Below are 16,826 nucleotides of genomic sequence, written 5' to 3'. Positions count from 1 at the left end.
TGCTTGGGGCCCGGATGGTGTGTTCTAGTCGTTCGGGATGTCTGCGATTTGTTCGGGCGGTGGTGGCACGTTCGGGAACTGTTCCTTCTCATCCGGTGGGAGGAGCCTGTATGCGTGCCAGAGGCGGGGGTAGTAGGTGCGGTACCAGGTGAGTTCGCGTCTCAATTCTCGAATCTCTTCGAGGCGGGATTCGGCGATGCCTTTCCACTGGCCGACTGCGGAGTCTTCTTTGATGACGCGGCCGCTGCGGAGGTCGTAGATGAACTTCCCGACCGCCCCGATGATGACAGCGACACCTCCGCCGAGGACGATTCTGATGATCTCGGCATCCATCCCTACCTCGCATCCGCTACTTCGTTGATTGCTCGCTCATCGAGCCCGAGCCTCCACCACCTTTCGAGCGCCCAGAGTCCACCGCCGAGGTAGACGAGGGTGCCTCCTCCGCGGGTCCAGGTGATGGGGTCGGCAAACATGACGAGGGTTTGGCCGGCCGTGAGCATGGCTGCAGCGACGGCAACGAAGAGCACGCCGAGGCGTTCAACATGGACAACGCGGGAGAGTGTGCCTGCCAGGGAGATGAGGCCACCGATCGCGAACACCCATCCCCACATCACGGCCGGCGCTGGGGTGTCGAAGAACGATGTCGTCGTGTTCGGTGGGGCGAGGACATAGAAGAGTCCCGCAGCGGTGAACACGCAGGAGCCGAGAGTGCGGAGAGTGCGGGATGTTTTGCTCATGACACGGCCTCCCAGCCTTGTGGGTAATCGGCTGGCGACCACACGTTGTTGTCGATCGTGGACACGTACTCGGCGCCGGCGAACATGACGTGCTCGCCGGTCTGATACGCATCATGCTGGCCGGTCGGCTGCACGAATTGGGGCACTCCCCCGTCCTCGAGTTTCTCGCGCCACCCGGACTCACCAGGCATCCACACGTTCGCCGCTACGAGCGAGACCCACATCTTGCCGTCGTGCTCGACCGTCCAGTCCGGAGGGTACGCGTCCACAGCCGACGTCGGTTGCCGCCAGGGATCGCCCTGGGCGACACCCGAGGCCGCGAGGTAGGCGGTGTTGAGCTCAGTCGCCTGCTTCTCCGCTGTGGTCAGCGTCTGCCGGCGGTCCAGCTCCCCGTCGATCATGGTTTTCAGTCGGCGGAGCTCTGCTGTGTCAGCATCTCGGATATCCATTCCGGCAGCACCGTCCCTTCTTCTGGTTTGATGTCGGTGATGTTGGTGACTGGGGTGCCGCATGGTCCGCAGATGACGGCTCCGTGGTCGTCTGGGAGTGGGCACGGCCACATGTAGTTGCCGCAGTCTTCGTTTTCACAGGTTCCGTACATACTCACTCCGCATCCATTGCGAACCAGGTGACACCGTTCGCGGTTAGGTCTTTACGCCAGTACCACAGGTCGAAACTGGTTGTGCGAACGTCTTCCCACCTGACTGCAATGGCCACGTCCTGTGGGACGGTTGTTGAGTTGGTGGCCCACACGACGGGTGGTTTCGTGAACCGGCCTGCGGGAAGTTGGACAGTGAACTTCTTTGGTGTTCCTGCCGTGTCTACTTTGCACACTGTTTGCCCGGTGACGATGAGACCCGACATGATGCCGTTGCGGCCCACGTTGAGTGGTCCCCAATGTCCGGACCCGTCACCACGAACCAGGAATGTGCCCGACGCTGACTCGAGTACGGACGATTCTGCTTCTGGGAACGTGTTCGTTGCCGATGGGGACGCGTACGTGGTCCAGTTCGTCGGCAACGACGTGTACCGTGCGGACGGTTTCCCCACATCCACCTGCCAGCCTGGCCCACTGAAGTCCGTTCGCACGGGCGTCGTGGTCTTCTTCGCCAATGCTGGTCCGAGAGCTTCAACACCATCTGGCATTGGTTGACCCAGGATCTTCAACCCAGCCCTACGTGGCCAGGTGAATCGTGCCGGTGGCGCCATGCGCGACTGGTAGTCAGACGATTCGATAATGTCATCATCGTCCACGTCCGTGTACCAGTAATAGGTGGCCCACCAGTCACCGGAACCATCGCCGGTATTCGAGTCCGCGTATTCGTGGATCACCCCCGTGGAGTCGAGTGTGCGGAATTTCCCGTCCACGAACACAACACCAGTCGATCCGGTCGCCGCCGCATTGAACTTCGTACCGTCACCGTCATAAACACCCGTGGTGGGACTGAACGACAGAAGCTCACTTGTTCGATCCACCACAACAGTGGCAAGCTTCCGACCCCAATCCGCGTTCCCCACATACACGCCAGTAATATCCGACCGGGTGTTGCCGTTGTCTAGAAGCTGAGAAGTTCGTGCACCAGTCGTTTTGTTGTATATCCTGATGCGCAGCAACCCTGCATCGTCACACTGAGCGATGACAACGTTCGTACCATCATTGCCGATACCAGGTTTGTAGACGAGGGGGCTTCCGCCGCTCTCATAACCCAACTCCGGGTAAGCGAACCGTCGCAGGAATGTCCCACTCAGATCCGTCACCCACACGTACCCCACGTACCCGTACCGTCCCAGCCAGAACAGTTCCGAGCCGATACAGGTCACACCGAACACTTCCGACACGCGCTGCTCGTTCGCCGCACCGGCACTGAAGTCGCACCGGAACTGAGATGTCGCACCGGTCGTGCCGGTGATCTTCATGGCGTACACGCCCGTGTAATACGATGCAACACCCTTGTCGGCTTTGTTCGAACCGACTGTGATGTAGTTCGTTCCATCCCAGGCGAGACCGACAGGAGCGGAAGTGTTCATGGATACTGGCTCGAATTCCAACCTGCCCCAGTACGGTTGTACAACAGGTGGTGCGGTCGGGTCCGTCACACCAGCAGCCAGAGTGAGCTTCGCACCCTGGGCAAGAGTGTTGTTCGCTTTGAACTCGGCACCCTCGTTGACGACAAGAGTGTCAGCTTCAACCTCGCCCTTGAACGTAGACCCTTCCGGTGACAGTTGGGTGCGCACATCATCGTTGCTGTCAATGACGCGAATTGAGTCTGTACTAGCCACCCAGCGGCGACCAGACCGTGCAGACTGGATAGTTGGCGCGGTAATCACCATGCTGTCGATCGCATCTGCCTCAATCATCTCAGCACGGACTCGTAGGAACTCAGCGACCTTCGCCGTTAGCTCCTCTGACGCGGTGATCTTCGGGGCAGTCACAGCACCAGTAAGAATCGCATTCTCACCAATGAACTGTTCAGCCACAGCCATTTTAGCAACCACAACATCAGAGAACAGTTTATTAATAACCGCCTCATCCAACTGACCCGTAGTGGCTTTAAGGTTCTTAACCTCCAACACATCAGCCGACAGCTTCGGGGTAGTAATACCACCATTCTCAATCAACGTTGCGCCAGAACGACGAACCACCGAAATGTCAGACATAACCAAAGTGCCCGACGTTAAACCCGAACGAGAACCAACACGAAAAATCGTAGACAAACCATCAGCAGGCACCGTGAAAACAGACTGAATCTTCTTCCACACACCAGCAGCCAAACCAACATTACGATCAGCAGCAGGACTCGTCATCCAAGGTTGAGAACCATTCACCAGAAGTGGGCGAATCGTTGTCAACATGAACTCCACACCAGGCGCAATATCCACAGACGATTTGACCCACACCGTCATCAAATACTCGCCAGGTTCAACAGGAACCTCCTGCGACATGGCATACCAGTCACCAGAAGGACCAATCGCAACCAACCCGGCACCACCAGACCGGCCAACACCTTCCATCGGGCCGAAGTTATCCGTGTTCCCGGCAGCGTAGTTGTACGACCACCCGGCGGCATCATTCTCAAACTTCGGGTTAACAACAAGATTGTCCGAACCGGCGATAAGAACCTTGTCCGCAGTGACAGACGCAACATCAAGCCGCGAACCCGACAGGCTCCCAAACGTTCCCGCCCCAATATCAATCAACGGAATCGTCGTCACATCAAGAAGTTGCGTCACCCAATCAGTGCCGTCCCACTTCCAGAACCCCACAATGTTGTTCCCAGAAGTGCGATACCACAAATCACCAACCGCTTTACCAGGATTAGACACAGCCGATGGTGCAGACGGGTCCCACGTAATCGTGTTCTTCCCATCCACCGAAGTCATCACATCAGTAAGGTCAGTGTTCAGTTGAGCCTGAGCATCCTCAACAGCCTGCAAATCCTGCCCAAGATCATTCAGCGAACCATCAACCTCAGAAAGCTTCTCATCCAAAGTGCCCTGCTCCGTGACAAGAACCTCACCAGCATTCTTGATGACCGTTTCAGCAGCATCAATTTCAGCCAAAACAATGTCCCCATAACCAGGAACATCAACAGTGACAGGGGCTGACGGGGCGGACATTTTCCCAGCCTGGGACCAGGCGAGCATCTTGATTGTCCACGGGCCCTTGAGGACACCGATCGTCACTTCACCGCCCGCAGCCGACACAATCGACCCACGAGCCGTCGCCCTGGACGGGACGAAGAACGGATCCTGGGAAGCATGCACCTCGGCACGCGACCAATCCGACGGAGCCAGCTTGTCCCCGTCGAAGTCACCGGACCAGTGGACGATGAACTTCCCGTGGTCGACGTCGACTGTGAACCCGACCGGTGTGGGTGGGGTGGGGCCGGAGATGACGTTGATGGTGTTGCCGCCGTCGTCCTGCTGGCCAATGGTCATCTTGAGGTTTCCGTCGGCGTCCATCGAGTCGATCGCGCCGTTCTCAATGGAGGAGAGAGCAAGCTGCGGCCCGCCGGCGAGTCCCTTGTACTGCTGCTTGAGGTTCTCGACGTCGCGGTACAGACGGTCCAGGCTCATTTGCTCACCTTCTCTGAACGCATGACTTGCAGCGTGGTCACATTGGATTCGGGTCGGATCTGAATGCCGAGGATCTTCACCCACAGGGAACGGATGCCCGACCATCCGTCGGCTGTTTCGATGCGAATGTCGTCGCCGACGGAGTAGGAGCCCAACAGCGCATGTTCGTGTTGCCGGACTTGGATCTCTGTCACGTCCGCGGTGCCCTTCAGAAGCTTGAGCTCAGCGTCAGCGCGCTTCTGTGCTTCCGAAGGTGTGGTGATGGACTTGTCGATGACCACCGCATCCCGGCCGAGTCGCTTCGGGGCCGGATCCGCAGCGTCCGTAGGATTCCGCATCATCTTCGAACCCTCACCTGCGCCGAGGACGATAACGTTCGACGCATAAGAGTCGCCACCCACGTCGAACCGTGGCTGCTCCACAACGTTCTCGCCGACCACGAACCTCAAGTCGGTGCGGCGAGCGCCGAGGCGTGGGTAGCCGTAGTGGAGGATGTGGCGGATCGCGGTTTTGTCGGTGTTCCATTCGTGGGTCATGGTGTATTCGAATGGGGCGAGGGAGGCGAGGAGTTCGAATTCCTTGGCGAGGTCGTGGGTTTGGTACCAGGCGAGGACGTATGGGGTGACTTTCGTGGGGGTTTGGGTGGGGAGTATGGAGTCGTCGCCGATGAACATGTCCCGGGATTTCTCGGCGCCGGCGAATTCGACTCCGATGTTGAAGTGGGGTCGTGCTTGGGTGTGTTCCCAGAGGTGGCGTGAGACTTTCAGGGGGTCGTCTCGTTCGATGGACTTGGCTCCGGTGTAGCGGGTGTCGACGAGGTAGCCGGTATGGCCGATGCAGTCGAGCTGCAGTTTCGGTGCCTCGTCGTCGTAGTCTTTGAGGATGCCGCCGCCGCGGATGTGGCCGTCTTCTTCGGCGTAGATCGCGGTCCACCAGGGCACCAACAGGTGGTCTCCGTCGTCGGCTTTCAGGGATGCGATTTCGGGGGTGATGGTCCCCTTGACTCCGCCGTGGCCGTTGACGACGGGGTTGATCTCGACGGCGGAGAGCGGCACGTTGAAGTTGAGGAACGTTTCGGTGCCGTCACCGTTGAGGCGGGTTGCAATGTAGCGCCACTGAGACATGAGGGCCTCAGATAGTGTCTTCGTCGAGCGGGGCCATTGAGAACACCACCTGCATGCCCATTCCACCGAGGCCTGCCATCTCGATTCCAGCTGCAGAAGCACCGACATCCAGCCCGGCTTTGAAGGCGAATGTGACCAGTTTGCCGCGTAGCTTCTTCGGGATATACACCTGATCCATCAGCGGCCAGGACTCCTTATAATTCGTGCCCGCGCCGGAAGTGTCGAACCCGAACTGCTGAGTCGAGAACTCATACTGCCGACCGCTGGCCCAGGTGTGCTCTCGGTATTCGTCTCCGAACTCCACCCAGTACCGGCCCCAGGCGTTCTGTTCTCCCTTGACGCTGATCGCCATCCAGTCTGCACGGATCGACATGTACGCGGCTCTTGCCGGGATTTTTCTCCTGGTCTGGTTCGGGATCCCGTCGCCGCCGGGGAAGAGTTCACCGTAGAACGGCCCCACGCCACCGTCCGTGAATGGTCTGGTGAGTTTGATCTGGCGGACGCTGTCCTCAGAAATTCGGGGACGGGCAAACGTGAACCCACCGACAATCGGGTTTGCGACCTCCCGAATGTCCGTGAGCATTGAGTTCGTGATCGTGGCTGTGTTCGCGGGCTGGACGAGCTTGACCAGGGGAACGTGGGGGAAGGTGAGACCATTCACCGAGGACACCCACTCGTAGTTGTTCCGGGGGTCGTTGACTTTGTCGGCTGGTGTCAGCCCGCGCTCGTACTGCTCATCGTGGACCGCCCAAATTAGATACTTCGTCTGACCCCCGGACGATCCGGTGGGTGCGACCGGGATGTCGGTACTGCTGCCTTCACGCCCCGTATACGACTGGCCGCCGCCATCTTCGCCGAGGTAGTCGTTCGGTGAAACACAAGCCCCGGAGACGGCGCGCACGAACGGCCCCGGTGTGGGCAGTGCGCTGACCTTCATATCGTCGGGAAGGATGACCCCACGCCCACCGTTCGTCGCAGTGTAGGTGCTGAGGCGAGCACCTTCGACTGGGTTTTCGGCTCCGCCGCCGACGGCCCATGCTTGGTCCAATGCCATGATCGGTTCTCCTTAAAGTGAGGTGATGGTTGGCCGCCAGGTGACGGTGACGGTGGATGTACCGGACTGGTCTGCACCTTTGAAGGTGATCTCCGATCGGCCGGGTGGGATGGTGATGTCGTCGAGACGGGTGCCAGGGGTGATTAGGCCGGCGGCTGAGGACCCGTTGTCCCAGAGGATCGTTTGTCGACGGGCGTCGAGGGTGATCGCTCGGTCGTAAGGGAGGTTGTTCGTGAGACCGAACTCCCAACCGGGACCGGTGACGTGTCCTTTGCCTACGGGGCCGTGGATTTCGACTTGCACGTCGTGAGTGGGTGTGAGTCCGCCGCCGTCAGTGATGATGCCTTGCCGGGTGCCGCCCTGCGTGGTGGAGATGGGGAAGATGACGGGGAAGATGATGCCGCCGGCGGCGCCGGGGGTCATCGTCATCTTGTGTTCGCGTGTGGTTCCGTCGAACATCTCTGCTGACGACGGTTGGAACGTGGCCTTCGCTTTGATCGTTTCGAGGACGAACAGGTCGGTGGCGTCGTCGGGTTTCAGTTCGCGGGGGCGGCCGTAGATGCGTCGGGCGGTGCCGTGCATGTTGAAGTCCAGCGGCAGTTCCTCGCCGGGGGTGTCGCGGATGTGCTGCGCGGCCCAGGCGTTGGCCAGCTTGAAGTAGTTCTCGGCTGCTTCGGCGGGGGTGGTGCCGGTGATGGTGAAGTCGAGGCCCCATGGTTTCGGGTCGGCGTAGTCGCGGCCGAAGAACACGTTCGCCCCGACCGGGTTGACGATGTCCTGGTCCCGCCACGCGATTCCCGGGGTGTCGACGCGGGAGAGGTAGACAGGGTGGCCGGGACCGAAGCGGTATCCGTCGAGGTCGAACTCGGCGTGGATGAGTGGGTTCATGAGTCAGCTCCGCATCAGGTTCGAGGAACGCGAGACACGGCGCTTCGAGTCTTCGTATCCGTTGGCAACAGTGGCGATGACATACCCGGCCATGTCCTGGTCGCCGACTCGCACCGTCAGCTGCACACCCTCGAGCGCGGTAGCAAGATCGGAGGCGTTCATCTGGCCAGCGGCCGCGGTCGCGATCGCGTTCACCGACGCCTGGTCGAGAGCGAGGGTGGAGGGCCCGCCGCGGAGCAGCTGGTTCTCGATCGACACGGACTGCTGGTGAGGAATGACCGTCTCGCCGCCATCAAAGTCGACGTACTCCCAACCGGCCTCGCCGACCTTGTGCACACCCTTCCGTGCCGACTTCGTGCCGTTGACGTACCCGCCGCGACGGTCGTAAGCCTTCGCCAGCGACCCATACCGAGCCAGGGCGTAGGACATGGACGCGACGATGTTCGACATCGGGTCGAGAATGTTCTTGTCATACGGTGCGCGGGCGTAGGCACGGAACGTGGGAGGAATGACCTGCATGAGGCCCTGCGACGGGTAACCGCGCTTCGCATTGATGTCCCAGTTGTTGACCGCGTTCGGGTTACCACCAGACTCCTGGTTCATGCGACGCAGAGTGCGGCCCACGTTCGACAGGGGCTGGTTCATGAAGTTCAAAGCGGAGATGACCGTAGGACGCCACCGCTCCACGTTCCCGCCAGAATCGCCCTCACCCTCGGTGAAGGTCTTCGCGTACTCCTTGGCCTGCTTGATCGAGCCGGCGACGACCTTCTCCATGACACCGACACCGAGCTGCCCGGTCAGCGTGTTGCCGTCGAGCTTCTCGGAGTACTTCGCAATGAGTTCCTTGCCCTTGCGACGCGCGGCCTTCTCGAGTTCCTTCTTGATGTCGCCCGTGTAGGAGATGTCGCCGAGGATGCCAGCGTCCATAGCCCCGCCACCGACAGCCTTACCCCGGTTGTCGGCATGGAGGTGGTTGTAGTGTCCAGCTGCTCTCCACAGCACGAACGCCCACGGGAATGCGGCCTTGAACGCAGCCACGTTCGCGTCGAAGAACTTCATCTCCGTGGCGTTCTGTCCGCCGGGACCGTAGTTCACATCGATCGCGTTACCCGAATAGTGCTGCGAGTTCGGCGAGTGACGACCGACGCGACCCCAGTGCGGATGCTCAGAGACGCGCGCACCGCGGGCTTCCCACCACTTGCCGGCGGAGATGATGCCACCACCGGCGTAGCCCTCCCGGAACTGGTGCAGCGGTTCACCGCGCAGGGCCGCAGCATTCACAGCGAGTAGGCGTTCCCGCTCGTACGGGTCACGCATGGCCTCGGAGACGTACACGCCCTCACCGGAGCGCATCGGGGTGAGCTGGTCATCACCGGCCGAGTACGGGGTGAACCCAGGCAGGATGCCGCCTCGAGCGAACCCGCCCTTCGGCTTCTTCACTCCGGAGAGCTTCACACCGACGGAACCGAAGGACTTGTTGATCTCCTTCGCAAACGAGTTCAGCACATCCGCCGTGCTGTCGAGAGACCCGCCGACATCGCCGGGGATCTTCTCCATCGTCTTATCGATGCCCGACCGCATGCCGGAGAAGTTCGCCTTGCCACCACGCTCAATCGCGCCGAACCCGGCGTCCGTGGTCTTGCCGAGCGTGCCCAGACGCTTGCTGGCGTCGGTGTCCATGTTGCCCATGGTCGTGTCGACGCCCTTGCGCATGTCACCAGCAGTCGTGGTCGTCGACTTTTTGATCGCCGACCACTCATCCGACTGGGTCTTGCCCATCGCCTTGAGATTCTTCGACTGATCGGAGGCCATGGTCTCGAGGTTTTTCACCTGATTCGAAACCATGCCCGACAGCGCCGTCGACTGAGTGCCGGCCATCGTCGACATCTTCGACGCCAGATCCGTACCCATCACCGTGAGCCCGGTCGTCATCGTCTCCTGCATCCCCGTCATCGCGGCGAGAGTGCCGTCCTGACGCGCCAGCAAAGACGCATCCGTGTCAGCGGTCATCTTGAGATATGCGGCCTCTGTGAGGGCCTGCATCGACGTGAGCGCTTCCTCAGTCGTCGCGACCGTGTCCTCCCACGACACATCCGCACCCAACTGCGATCCCGCCAGATCAGTCGGCCCCTCAGCCGCCGGCGAGGCGAGCGCGGAGCCAGCCAGTGACGAGTCGGTGATGGAGGCGAATGCGGGTTCGGTGGCGAACTCGGTGCGGATGGGTCCGAATGCGGAGACTTCGGGGACGGCGGCGCGGCCCATGCCTGCAGCTGATTCCTCGATGGTGGGGATGGAGTCGAGGAGGGCGTTGTTGTAGCCGGCGGCGGTGTCGAGTCCACGGGCGTACATGACTCGGGATGGGGACTTGATGCCGAGGGCCTTCTTGAGGGAGTTCTCCATGCCCTTGGCGATCTTCTCGATCGTCTTCTCGACGGTCTTCTGCTGAGACTCGAGGCCCTTCACCAGTCCGGCGGCCGCGTTGACCCCACCGGAGTAGAAACCTTCGGTGACGTAGGCGCCAGCCTGCTTTGAGTACTTCGCGATGTCCTTGTAGGAGGCGTTGATCGACTTCACGTCCGACGAGGAACCCTTGATGAGTTCGTCGGCCATGGTGATCGACTCATCGATGGAACCCGCGCTGGCGACTTCCTGCAGGATCGCGCCACCGTAGCCCATGCCGGCGAGCTTCTTGAGCTTCCCGGCGAGGCCCTTCACCTTGGCTGCGGCGGCGGCCGCGTTCGTGCGGACACCGGAGACTCCGGTGGTCTGCTGCCAGGTGCCGTTCTTGTCCTGCGCCCACTGAGAGGACACATCGAGCTCGTACGCCCGACCTTCGATCGACGACGACACGGACGACTGGATCTGCTTGAGCTCGTCGAGTTTGTCCTGTGCCTTCTCGGTCTTCTTCTCGAGCCGATCCAGTGTGCCGTACAGCGACTTGAGGGACTTCTCGTACTGGCGAGCCTGAATGCCGGCACGACGGCGAGCGCCGCGGGAGAGATCCTTGTTGTCGGCGAGGCCCTGCAGGCGGTCGACGGCGGAGTATGCGCCTGAGAGACCGCTGGTGACCTGGTCGCGAACGTCGCCGCGGCGCAGGTCGGTGCGCAGGTCGGTGCGGAGATCGCCGACGCGGGCCTTGCGTTCGCGTTCTTCCTTCGCCTTCTCGGCGGCGATGCGCTTCTCTTCCTTCGCCTTCTCGGCGGCGGCCTTCGCGGCCTTCTCGTCGGCCTTCGCACGGTCCTGCGCGGCCTTGAGGGACTTCTTCGCAGCGGCAAGCTCGTCCTCGGCGGCTCGGACACGGCGTGTGGCGGAGGCCTTTCCGGACTTCGAGGTTGCGTCCTGCTTCGCGCGGCGGGCGCGTTTGAGGGCAGAGTTCGCGTCGTCGACTCGGTTCTGCGCCGAGACGACACCGCCCTTGGCCATGGGGAGGGACCCGGGCATGCGGGTGAGTGCCTCGGTGAGGATCTTCCAGGATCGGCGGGAACCGTCGAGGGGAACGTAGGCTTCGTCGACGTCCATGCGGTCGCCGACGACGCGCCACGTGTTCGGGGGCACCATCTCCGCGATCGGAGACATGGGTCGCAGGCCACCGTCGGCCATGTACTCGAGGATGCCGCCGTCGGCCTTGAACTTCTGGACCGACTTGTTCTTCGGGTCCGAGGAGTAGACCTTCTCGTTGCCTTCTTGGCGAACGTGGACCTCGTTGACGCGCACCCAGACGGTCTTGTCCTTGACTCCGTCGATCCACTGCTGAATGTTCTTGAGCTTGGAGACGGCTTCACCGGTGTTGATCTTGACGTCGGTCTCGATCTCGTCCGGGGTCTTCACCAGCTGGTCGACGTAGGCTTCCGCCTTCTTCTTCGACCCGAAGAACGCGGTCGCCTGCTCGACAAGCTTGTCGCGAAGCTTCTTGTGCTTCTTCGACGCGTCCTCAGCAGACATGCCGTTCTCGATGTTCGCCGCCGTTGCCTCATTGATGCTGCGGGCCGCGGAGTCGAGCATGTCGTTGTTCTTGCGTCCGGCCTCTGTGGAGTCATCGATCGAGGTCTTTCCGGACTTGATCGCGGCGTCGAGGTCATCGAATGACGCTTCGACTTCACGGTTGGCTTTGCGCGCGTCGAGCTGCGCGGATCCGAACCCGCGGATCTCGTCGGCGAGAGACTTGATCTTGTCCTCAGTGGTCTCCGCGGTTGCGCCGAGCTCAGTGAGAGCATCAGCGTTGCCGTTCGCAGTGGCCTCGGCCTCGAGCATCGCCGGGGTGATCTCCCCGTAGGCGATCTTGAGCGCGATCGACTTCTTCTCCTGCTCCGACATGGAGTTCGTGAACAGGCCAGCCGCCTCGGCGAGCGCGTACGTCTGCTTCTGGTACTCCGGGAACTGGTCGAATGTCTCCTCGAGGGCGACACCACCTGCGCGGCCCTCGTACATGACCGCTTTGAACCCGTCCTGCGCGGACTGTAGGGAACCGCCGGTGGCGAGGTCGGTGACGGCCTTGTCCATGTCGCGGAAAGCCTTCGTGGCCTTTTCCGCACCGGACTCGACACCGGGGATCCACCCGAGACCGGTGTTGATCTTGTCCGAGAACGTGGAGTTGTAGAGGCGGTCGAAAGCGCCGGCGAGGTTGTCGACCTCGGTGAAGGTGCCCTTCGTCTTCTCGCCGACGACGGACACGTCCTGCATTTCCCGGTTGATGCCCCTGAGGATCTTCTCGGCGTTGCCGCCACCGTTGACGATGGCTTCCATGAACGCCGTCGGAGTGGTGTCGCGTTCCAGCGACTGCATGTGCTGAGACGCAGCTGCAGCGGCAGTACCGACGACAAGGAGACCCGCGCCGGCCGCGGCGGCGACCTGGCCGACCTTGCCCAGGTTGCCCATCAGGTCAGGGAAGTCCGACTTGAGCTGCTTGAAACCGTCGATGACGTCGAACACCTTCGGAGCGAGCACCAGGAACCCGCCCGCAGCGAGCCCAAGACCACCAGCAAGAGCACCGAATGCGCCTACAGATTCCTTGACCGGCGCGGGGAGGTTGCCGACCCAGTTCGCCAGTCCCTCGACACCTTCGGCGGCATCGGCGACGGCGGGTAGGAACACCTGGCCGAACCCGATCGAAGCGTCCTTGATCGCATTGCCTGCGATCCGCACCTTCGACTCTGCGGTGTCGTAGCGTTTGTTCGCTTCCTCGATGAGGGCGATCCCGCGAATGTACTCCTCATTGCCGGTGGCGAGCGCGTCCTTGAGGACGTCGGAGGCGCTGGACAGGCGCAGCAGGGCGTCGGATTCGCGGATGCCGGTGATGCCGAGGGCGGTGAGGGTGCCGTTGACGTTCTCGCCGGATGCCTGGGCTTCGCCGAGTCCTTTGACGAAGGTGGTGAGAGCGCCGGCGGCGTCGGTCTCCCATGCCTTGGAGAACTGGCCGGCTGACATGCCTGCGGTCTGGGCGAAGAGTTCGAGCTTGTCGCCTTGTCCGGAGACCTCGTTGCCCATCTTCTTCATGACCATGGAGATCGCGGTACCGCCGGCTTCCGCGTCGATACCGACGGAGGAGAGTGCGGTGGCGAGGCCGAGGACGTCACCCTCGGTGAGGTTCGCCTGCTTGCCGGCACCGGCGATGCGCATCGCCATTTCCACGATCTCGCGTTCCGTGGTGGCGAAGTTGTTGCCCAGGCCGACGACGGCGGCACCGAGGCGGCCGACGTCTTTCTGGTTGGTGCCCATGATGTTCGAGAACCGAGCCAATGAGGTGGCTGCCTCTTCGGCGGAGAGGTTCGTCGACTCGCCCATGTTGATCATGGACTTCGTGAACATCAGGACGTTGCCGGTCTTGATGCCCAACTGGCCGGCCGCCTCGGCGACGGCCGCGATCTCCGTGTGGGTGGCCGGGAGTTCCTTCGACGCGAGCCGACGCAGACCCGATTCGAGACTGCCGAGCTGTTTCGCGGATCCGTCAACGGTCTTCGTGACGCCAGTCCAGTCGGACTGCCACGACATGGCCGCCTTGCCCGAGAGTGCGAATCCTGCCGCGGTTGCCGTGCCGAACCCGAGAGCGGCCTTACCAGCCGCGTCCCACGCTTGAGGGTGCTCCCTGGCTGACTTCTCCAACGAGGCCAGCTGCGCACGCGCAGGCGAAATGCCGTTGGCGTTGAGATCACGCAGTGCGCTCTTCGCCACACGGGTGCCAGTGACGACACCAGTGGAGTCGAGCGAGAGCTTCCACGCTGCAGAACGATCAGCCAAGGGTCACCTCCTCAAGTAGTCGCGGTTGGGGGTTTGAGAATCGCGGACCACACGAGCGCGTCGGGCACGTCGTACTCGCGGTCCTTCTGGAACTGCCGCAGCGCGGTCGTTGCGTGGCATCTCGCCGGCGGGGGCACATCGAAGCGTCCGGCGTTCTCGAGCGCCTGGCAGACGTCTTTCGGGTACCCGCAGATCGGGCAGAGACCGGCCCTGTACTCGGTGAGTGAGAGCATCCAGTTCCGTTGTGTCTCGTCCCATTCGGGTTCGGCCTGGGACGAGAGGAGCCGACCATCCTCGTCATAGACGTAGGTGTTGGTCGGCTCCCAGCCGTTGAAGCGTTTGACGCTGATGCCGAGGCGTTCGGCCGCCTCGACTTCGCGTCTTAGTTCCGGATCACGGCGGAGGCGATCGACGAAAAAGGGATTGCCGTCGCACCTCGGTTGATGTTGAGGGCCGCCATGGTGAACTCGTTGTACTGGGCGTCAGTGAACTCGGCGGCCTCTTCAGCCCAGTCATCGCCAGTGAAGTCGACCTTGTCGCCGGTGGCCTTGTTCCAGGCGTCAACGATCGACAGGGGCAGGAGCTCGTCACCGAAGGTGTCAGTGTTGACGCCGAACGCGGTGTCGACGTCGTTGTCCTCACGTGGGGGATGGTTCGCGACCACCTCGGCGTACTTCGCGCGTTTGAGCGCCTTGAGCTTCACACACACGGTGGACTCGTTCATCTGCGCTTCGAGGTCCTGCACCTTCTGCGCCTGTTCGCGAATCTCCTTGGAGTAGGCGGAGTTCAAGCGGTCAGAGGCAGACTGGACACGATTGAGTCGTTCGAGCTCTTCGAGGGCGGCCTGGTGTTCGGCGAGCAGATCGAGGTTTGTGACGACGTTGACGACGGTGGTGGGGCGGGTTGTACCGAGCTTCGACATGGTGCTTCTCCTGTTCTCTCCTGTTTGGGTGGTGGGGTGATGCCCTGGCCGTGCGTGGACAGGAGAAAAGCCACGCACGGCCAGGAGTAGGGGTGGATCAGGCAGCCGCGACGATCGGCTTGTCCGTCTGCACATCCGCGAAGATGAACTGCGGGATCGTGGACCGGGTCACCGAGTTCGCCTCGGGTGCCAGGAGCTGCTTCTCACCGGCGGTGGCCGGGTAGATGCTGACCTTCTGGCCGACCGCGAATTCCTCCTCGTAAGGCACGCCGACACGCTCCACGAAGTAGCCCTGGGCGCCCTCGGTGATCGTCTCGACAGCCTCGTTCGCGTCGGCTTCGTTGTCGGAGTTGGTGTTGTCGATGACGGTGATCGACAGACCCGGAGTCTTGCGGCCTGGGCGACCGAACTCCTGCCGCGAGCACATGCGCGGATCCGAGATCGTTGCCTGCTCCTTGGTCGGGTTCCAGCCGTCACCAGTCAGGTAGCAGCTGATGTCGAGAGCACCATCGGCATTGAGCTCGTCGAGCTTCGGAGCCTTGGTGTCTGCGATAGCCGGGACGTACACGACCTTGAAGTTGCCGTCCGCCGGCGTCGATGGAATTTCAGCCATGACATGGCCTCACTTTCTTGAGTTGGCCCGAGCCGGCTTCGACTCAGGTGTTTCGGCAGCCTCAGCGGGTGCTTCGGTCTGCGAGTCCGACGCCGGGCTGGTGTCGGACGAACCCTGCTCAGCGGCACGAGCCGACTTCACAGGGACGTGATGCTTCGGTGGCCGCGGCGAGCGCGCACGCGGATACCGGGCAGATTCGAGGAGTTCGAAGGCGGTGCCGATGCGGGGGTCGCCCTCCGGCACGTCGAACTGATGCTTCGTGGTCTTGTCCTTCACGCGGACGTACATGGGGCCTCCTGGTGTGGGCATGACGAAGGCCCCGCGCCGGGAAGGTGCGAGGCCTGTGGTGGGTGGGAGAGTCAGTTGCGGGCGGCGGTGAGTCCGTACTCGAGGACCGTGTACACCGGGTGCCGGTTCGCGGTCGTGAGGGTGATCGTTTCGTCTTCGACGATGTCGCGTGCGTTGAGCATGCGCACCGGGGAGAGTGACCATCCGGCCGCGGTGGGTCGAGCGCCTTCGAGGATCGGGTCGAGCTTGTCGACGATGACGCGGACCGAGGTGAACGTGATGCCGGCGATGGTGACGGTGATGCGGACGCGTTGCGCGTGCCTGGTGCCGGCCATGGAGCGGGAGAGTGTGTTCGGGATCTGGACGCGAGCGACGGTCCACGGGAAAGCGGACTCGACGTACTCGCCCTTCTCGTTGGGCTTCACAGCCTCGAACAGTGTCCCTTCGGGGAACACGTCCTCGATGGCGTCGGAGAGGGCGAGGATGCTGCTCACAGTGCGTCTCCGAGCTTCTTCATGTACTCGTCGATCGAATCGAACTCCCGCTCGACGGGTTCGTCGAAGTCGAGAGTGCCTCCGCCACCGTTCGCGCCACCGAAGTAGGCGATGGCCGCGCCGGGGCCTCCGCCGGGATTCTTCCCGGTTGGTTTGTCGTTCTCCGGGCCGATCTCCACCTCGGTGGTGTTCTTCCGCTTCGTGGTTTCGTAGCTGATCTTCTTCGCGAACTGCTTGAAGTACCGCGACCCTCGGGCATCTTCCTGCAGGTTCTTCTTGATCTGCACGGCACCTTTGACCAGCACGGCTTCCGCTTTTGAGCGAACATCGGAGTCGAACTTGTCGAGCGCATCGACGAGGTTCTGAGTCTCTGAGGTGTCCAACGGCATTCGGTC

At 61.9% G+C, this 16,826-nt stretch carries 14 protein-coding genes; all 14 read right to left on the bottom strand.

Annotated features, from left to right (window positions below):
• Nucleotides 1-24: 24 nt before the first annotated feature.
• Complete coding sequence (locus HK353_RS00805) at nt 25-333, bottom strand: hypothetical protein (protein WP_173151360.1); 309 nt, start codon at nt 331-333, stop codon at nt 25-27.
• A gap of 2 nt (nt 334-335) precedes the next feature.
• On the bottom strand, nt 336-737 hold the full coding sequence (locus HK353_RS00800) for a hypothetical protein (RefSeq protein ID WP_173151358.1): 402 nt from the start codon (nt 735-737) through the stop codon (nt 336-338).
• Nucleotides 734-1,186, bottom strand: coding sequence for a hypothetical protein (locus HK353_RS00795; protein ID WP_173151356.1), 453 nt, complete (start codon nt 1,184-1,186; stop codon nt 734-736). The genes HK353_RS00800 and HK353_RS00795 overlap by 4 nt, the downstream gene beginning before the upstream one ends.
• A gap of 154 nt (nt 1,187-1,340) precedes the next feature.
• Nucleotides 1,341-4,814, bottom strand: coding sequence for a hypothetical protein (locus tag HK353_RS00790; protein ID WP_173151354.1), 3,474 nt, complete (start codon nt 4,812-4,814; stop codon nt 1,341-1,343).
• Entirely contained in the window at nt 4,811-5,938 is a 1,128-nt protein-coding gene (locus HK353_RS00785; RefSeq protein WP_173151352.1) for a hypothetical protein, read from the bottom strand. The genes HK353_RS00790 and HK353_RS00785 overlap by 4 nt, the downstream gene beginning before the upstream one ends.
• Before the next feature lie 7 nt (nt 5,939-5,945).
• Nucleotides 5,946-6,992 carry a hypothetical protein gene (locus HK353_RS00780; protein ID WP_173151350.1) on the bottom strand — a complete coding sequence of 349 codons (1,047 nt, stop codon included), beginning with the start codon at nt 6,990-6,992 and terminating at the stop codon, nt 5,946-5,948.
• 12 nt (nt 6,993-7,004) lie between these two features.
• Nucleotides 7,005-7,880 (bottom strand): hypothetical protein, encoded by an 876-nt coding sequence (locus HK353_RS00775; protein ID WP_173151348.1) that lies wholly within the window; start codon nt 7,878-7,880, stop codon nt 7,005-7,007.
• Nucleotides 7,881-7,883: 3 nt separating this feature from the next.
• Entirely contained in the window at nt 7,884-14,114 is a 6,231-nt protein-coding gene (locus tag HK353_RS00770) for a phage tail tape measure protein (RefSeq protein ID WP_173151346.1), read from the bottom strand.
• An 11-nt stretch (nt 14,115-14,125) separates the two neighbouring features.
• Nucleotides 14,126-14,347 (bottom strand): hypothetical protein, encoded by a 222-nt coding sequence (locus tag HK353_RS00765; protein WP_173151344.1) that lies wholly within the window; start codon nt 14,345-14,347, stop codon nt 14,126-14,128.
• Nucleotides 14,348-14,496: 149 nt separating this feature from the next.
• On the bottom strand, nt 14,497-15,036 hold the full coding sequence (locus tag HK353_RS00760) for a hypothetical protein (protein ID WP_173151342.1): 540 nt from the start codon (nt 15,034-15,036) through the stop codon (nt 14,497-14,499).
• Nucleotides 15,037-15,133: 97 nt separating this feature from the next.
• Complete coding sequence (locus HK353_RS00755; protein WP_173151340.1) at nt 15,134-15,649, bottom strand: phage tail tube protein; 516 nt, start codon at nt 15,647-15,649, stop codon at nt 15,134-15,136.
• Nucleotides 15,650-15,658: 9 nt separating this feature from the next.
• Nucleotides 15,659-15,937, bottom strand: a complete 279-nt coding sequence (locus tag HK353_RS00750; RefSeq protein WP_173151338.1) for a hypothetical protein — start codon at nt 15,935-15,937, stop codon at nt 15,659-15,661.
• A gap of 71 nt (nt 15,938-16,008) precedes the next feature.
• Nucleotides 16,009-16,431, bottom strand: a complete 423-nt coding sequence (locus tag HK353_RS00745; RefSeq protein ID WP_173151336.1) for a hypothetical protein — start codon at nt 16,429-16,431, stop codon at nt 16,009-16,011.
• Nucleotides 16,428-16,820: a hypothetical protein gene (locus HK353_RS00740; protein ID WP_173151334.1), complete on the bottom strand. Its 393-nt coding sequence runs from the start codon at nt 16,818-16,820 to the stop codon at nt 16,428-16,430. Before HK353_RS00740 ends, HK353_RS00745 begins: the two co-directional genes overlap by 4 nt.
• Between the last annotated feature and the right edge of the window lie 6 nt (nt 16,821-16,826).

This window comes from Brevibacterium permense (assembly GCF_013280495.1).
Taxonomy (GTDB): domain Bacteria; phylum Actinomycetota; class Actinomycetes; order Actinomycetales; family Brevibacteriaceae; genus Brevibacterium; species Brevibacterium permense.
Note: the sequence above shows the minus strand (reverse complement) of the source record. Positions and strands in the feature narration are given on the sequence as shown.

Excerpts from the sequence above, each read along its gene's own strand:
- HK353_RS00805 (WP_173151360.1), bottom strand. The coding sequence starts at position 333 with ATGGATGCCGAGATCATCAGAATCGTCCTCGGCGGAGGTGTCGCTGTC.
- HK353_RS00800 (WP_173151358.1), bottom strand. The coding sequence starts at position 737 with ATGAGCAAAACATCCCGCACTCTCCGCACTCTCGGCTCCTGCGTGTTC.
- HK353_RS00795 (WP_173151356.1), bottom strand. The coding sequence starts at position 1,186 with ATGGATATCCGAGATGCTGACACAGCAGAGCTCCGCCGACTGAAAACC.
- HK353_RS00790 (WP_173151354.1), bottom strand. The coding sequence starts at position 4,814 with ATGAGCCTGGACCGTCTGTACCGCGACGTCGAGAACCTCAAGCAGCAG.
- HK353_RS00785 (WP_173151352.1), bottom strand. The coding sequence starts at position 5,938 with ATGTCTCAGTGGCGCTACATTGCAACCCGCCTCAACGGTGACGGCACC.
- HK353_RS00780 (WP_173151350.1), bottom strand. The coding sequence starts at position 6,992 with ATGGCATTGGACCAAGCATGGGCCGTCGGCGGCGGAGCCGAAAACCCA.
- HK353_RS00775 (WP_173151348.1), bottom strand. The coding sequence starts at position 7,880 with ATGAACCCACTCATCCACGCCGAGTTCGACCTCGACGGATACCGCTTC.
- HK353_RS00765 (WP_173151344.1), bottom strand. The coding sequence starts at position 14,347 with ATGCTCTCACTCACCGAGTACAGGGCCGGTCTCTGCCCGATCTGCGGG.
- HK353_RS00760 (WP_173151342.1), bottom strand. The coding sequence starts at position 15,036 with ATGTCGAAGCTCGGTACAACCCGCCCCACCACCGTCGTCAACGTCGTC.
- HK353_RS00755 (WP_173151340.1), bottom strand. The coding sequence starts at position 15,649 with ATGGCTGAAATTCCATCGACGCCGGCGGACGGCAACTTCAAGGTCGTG.
- HK353_RS00750 (WP_173151338.1), bottom strand. The coding sequence starts at position 15,937 with ATGTACGTCCGCGTGAAGGACAAGACCACGAAGCATCAGTTCGACGTG.
- HK353_RS00740 (WP_173151334.1), bottom strand. The coding sequence starts at position 16,820 with ATGCCGTTGGACACCTCAGAGACTCAGAACCTCGTCGATGCGCTCGAC.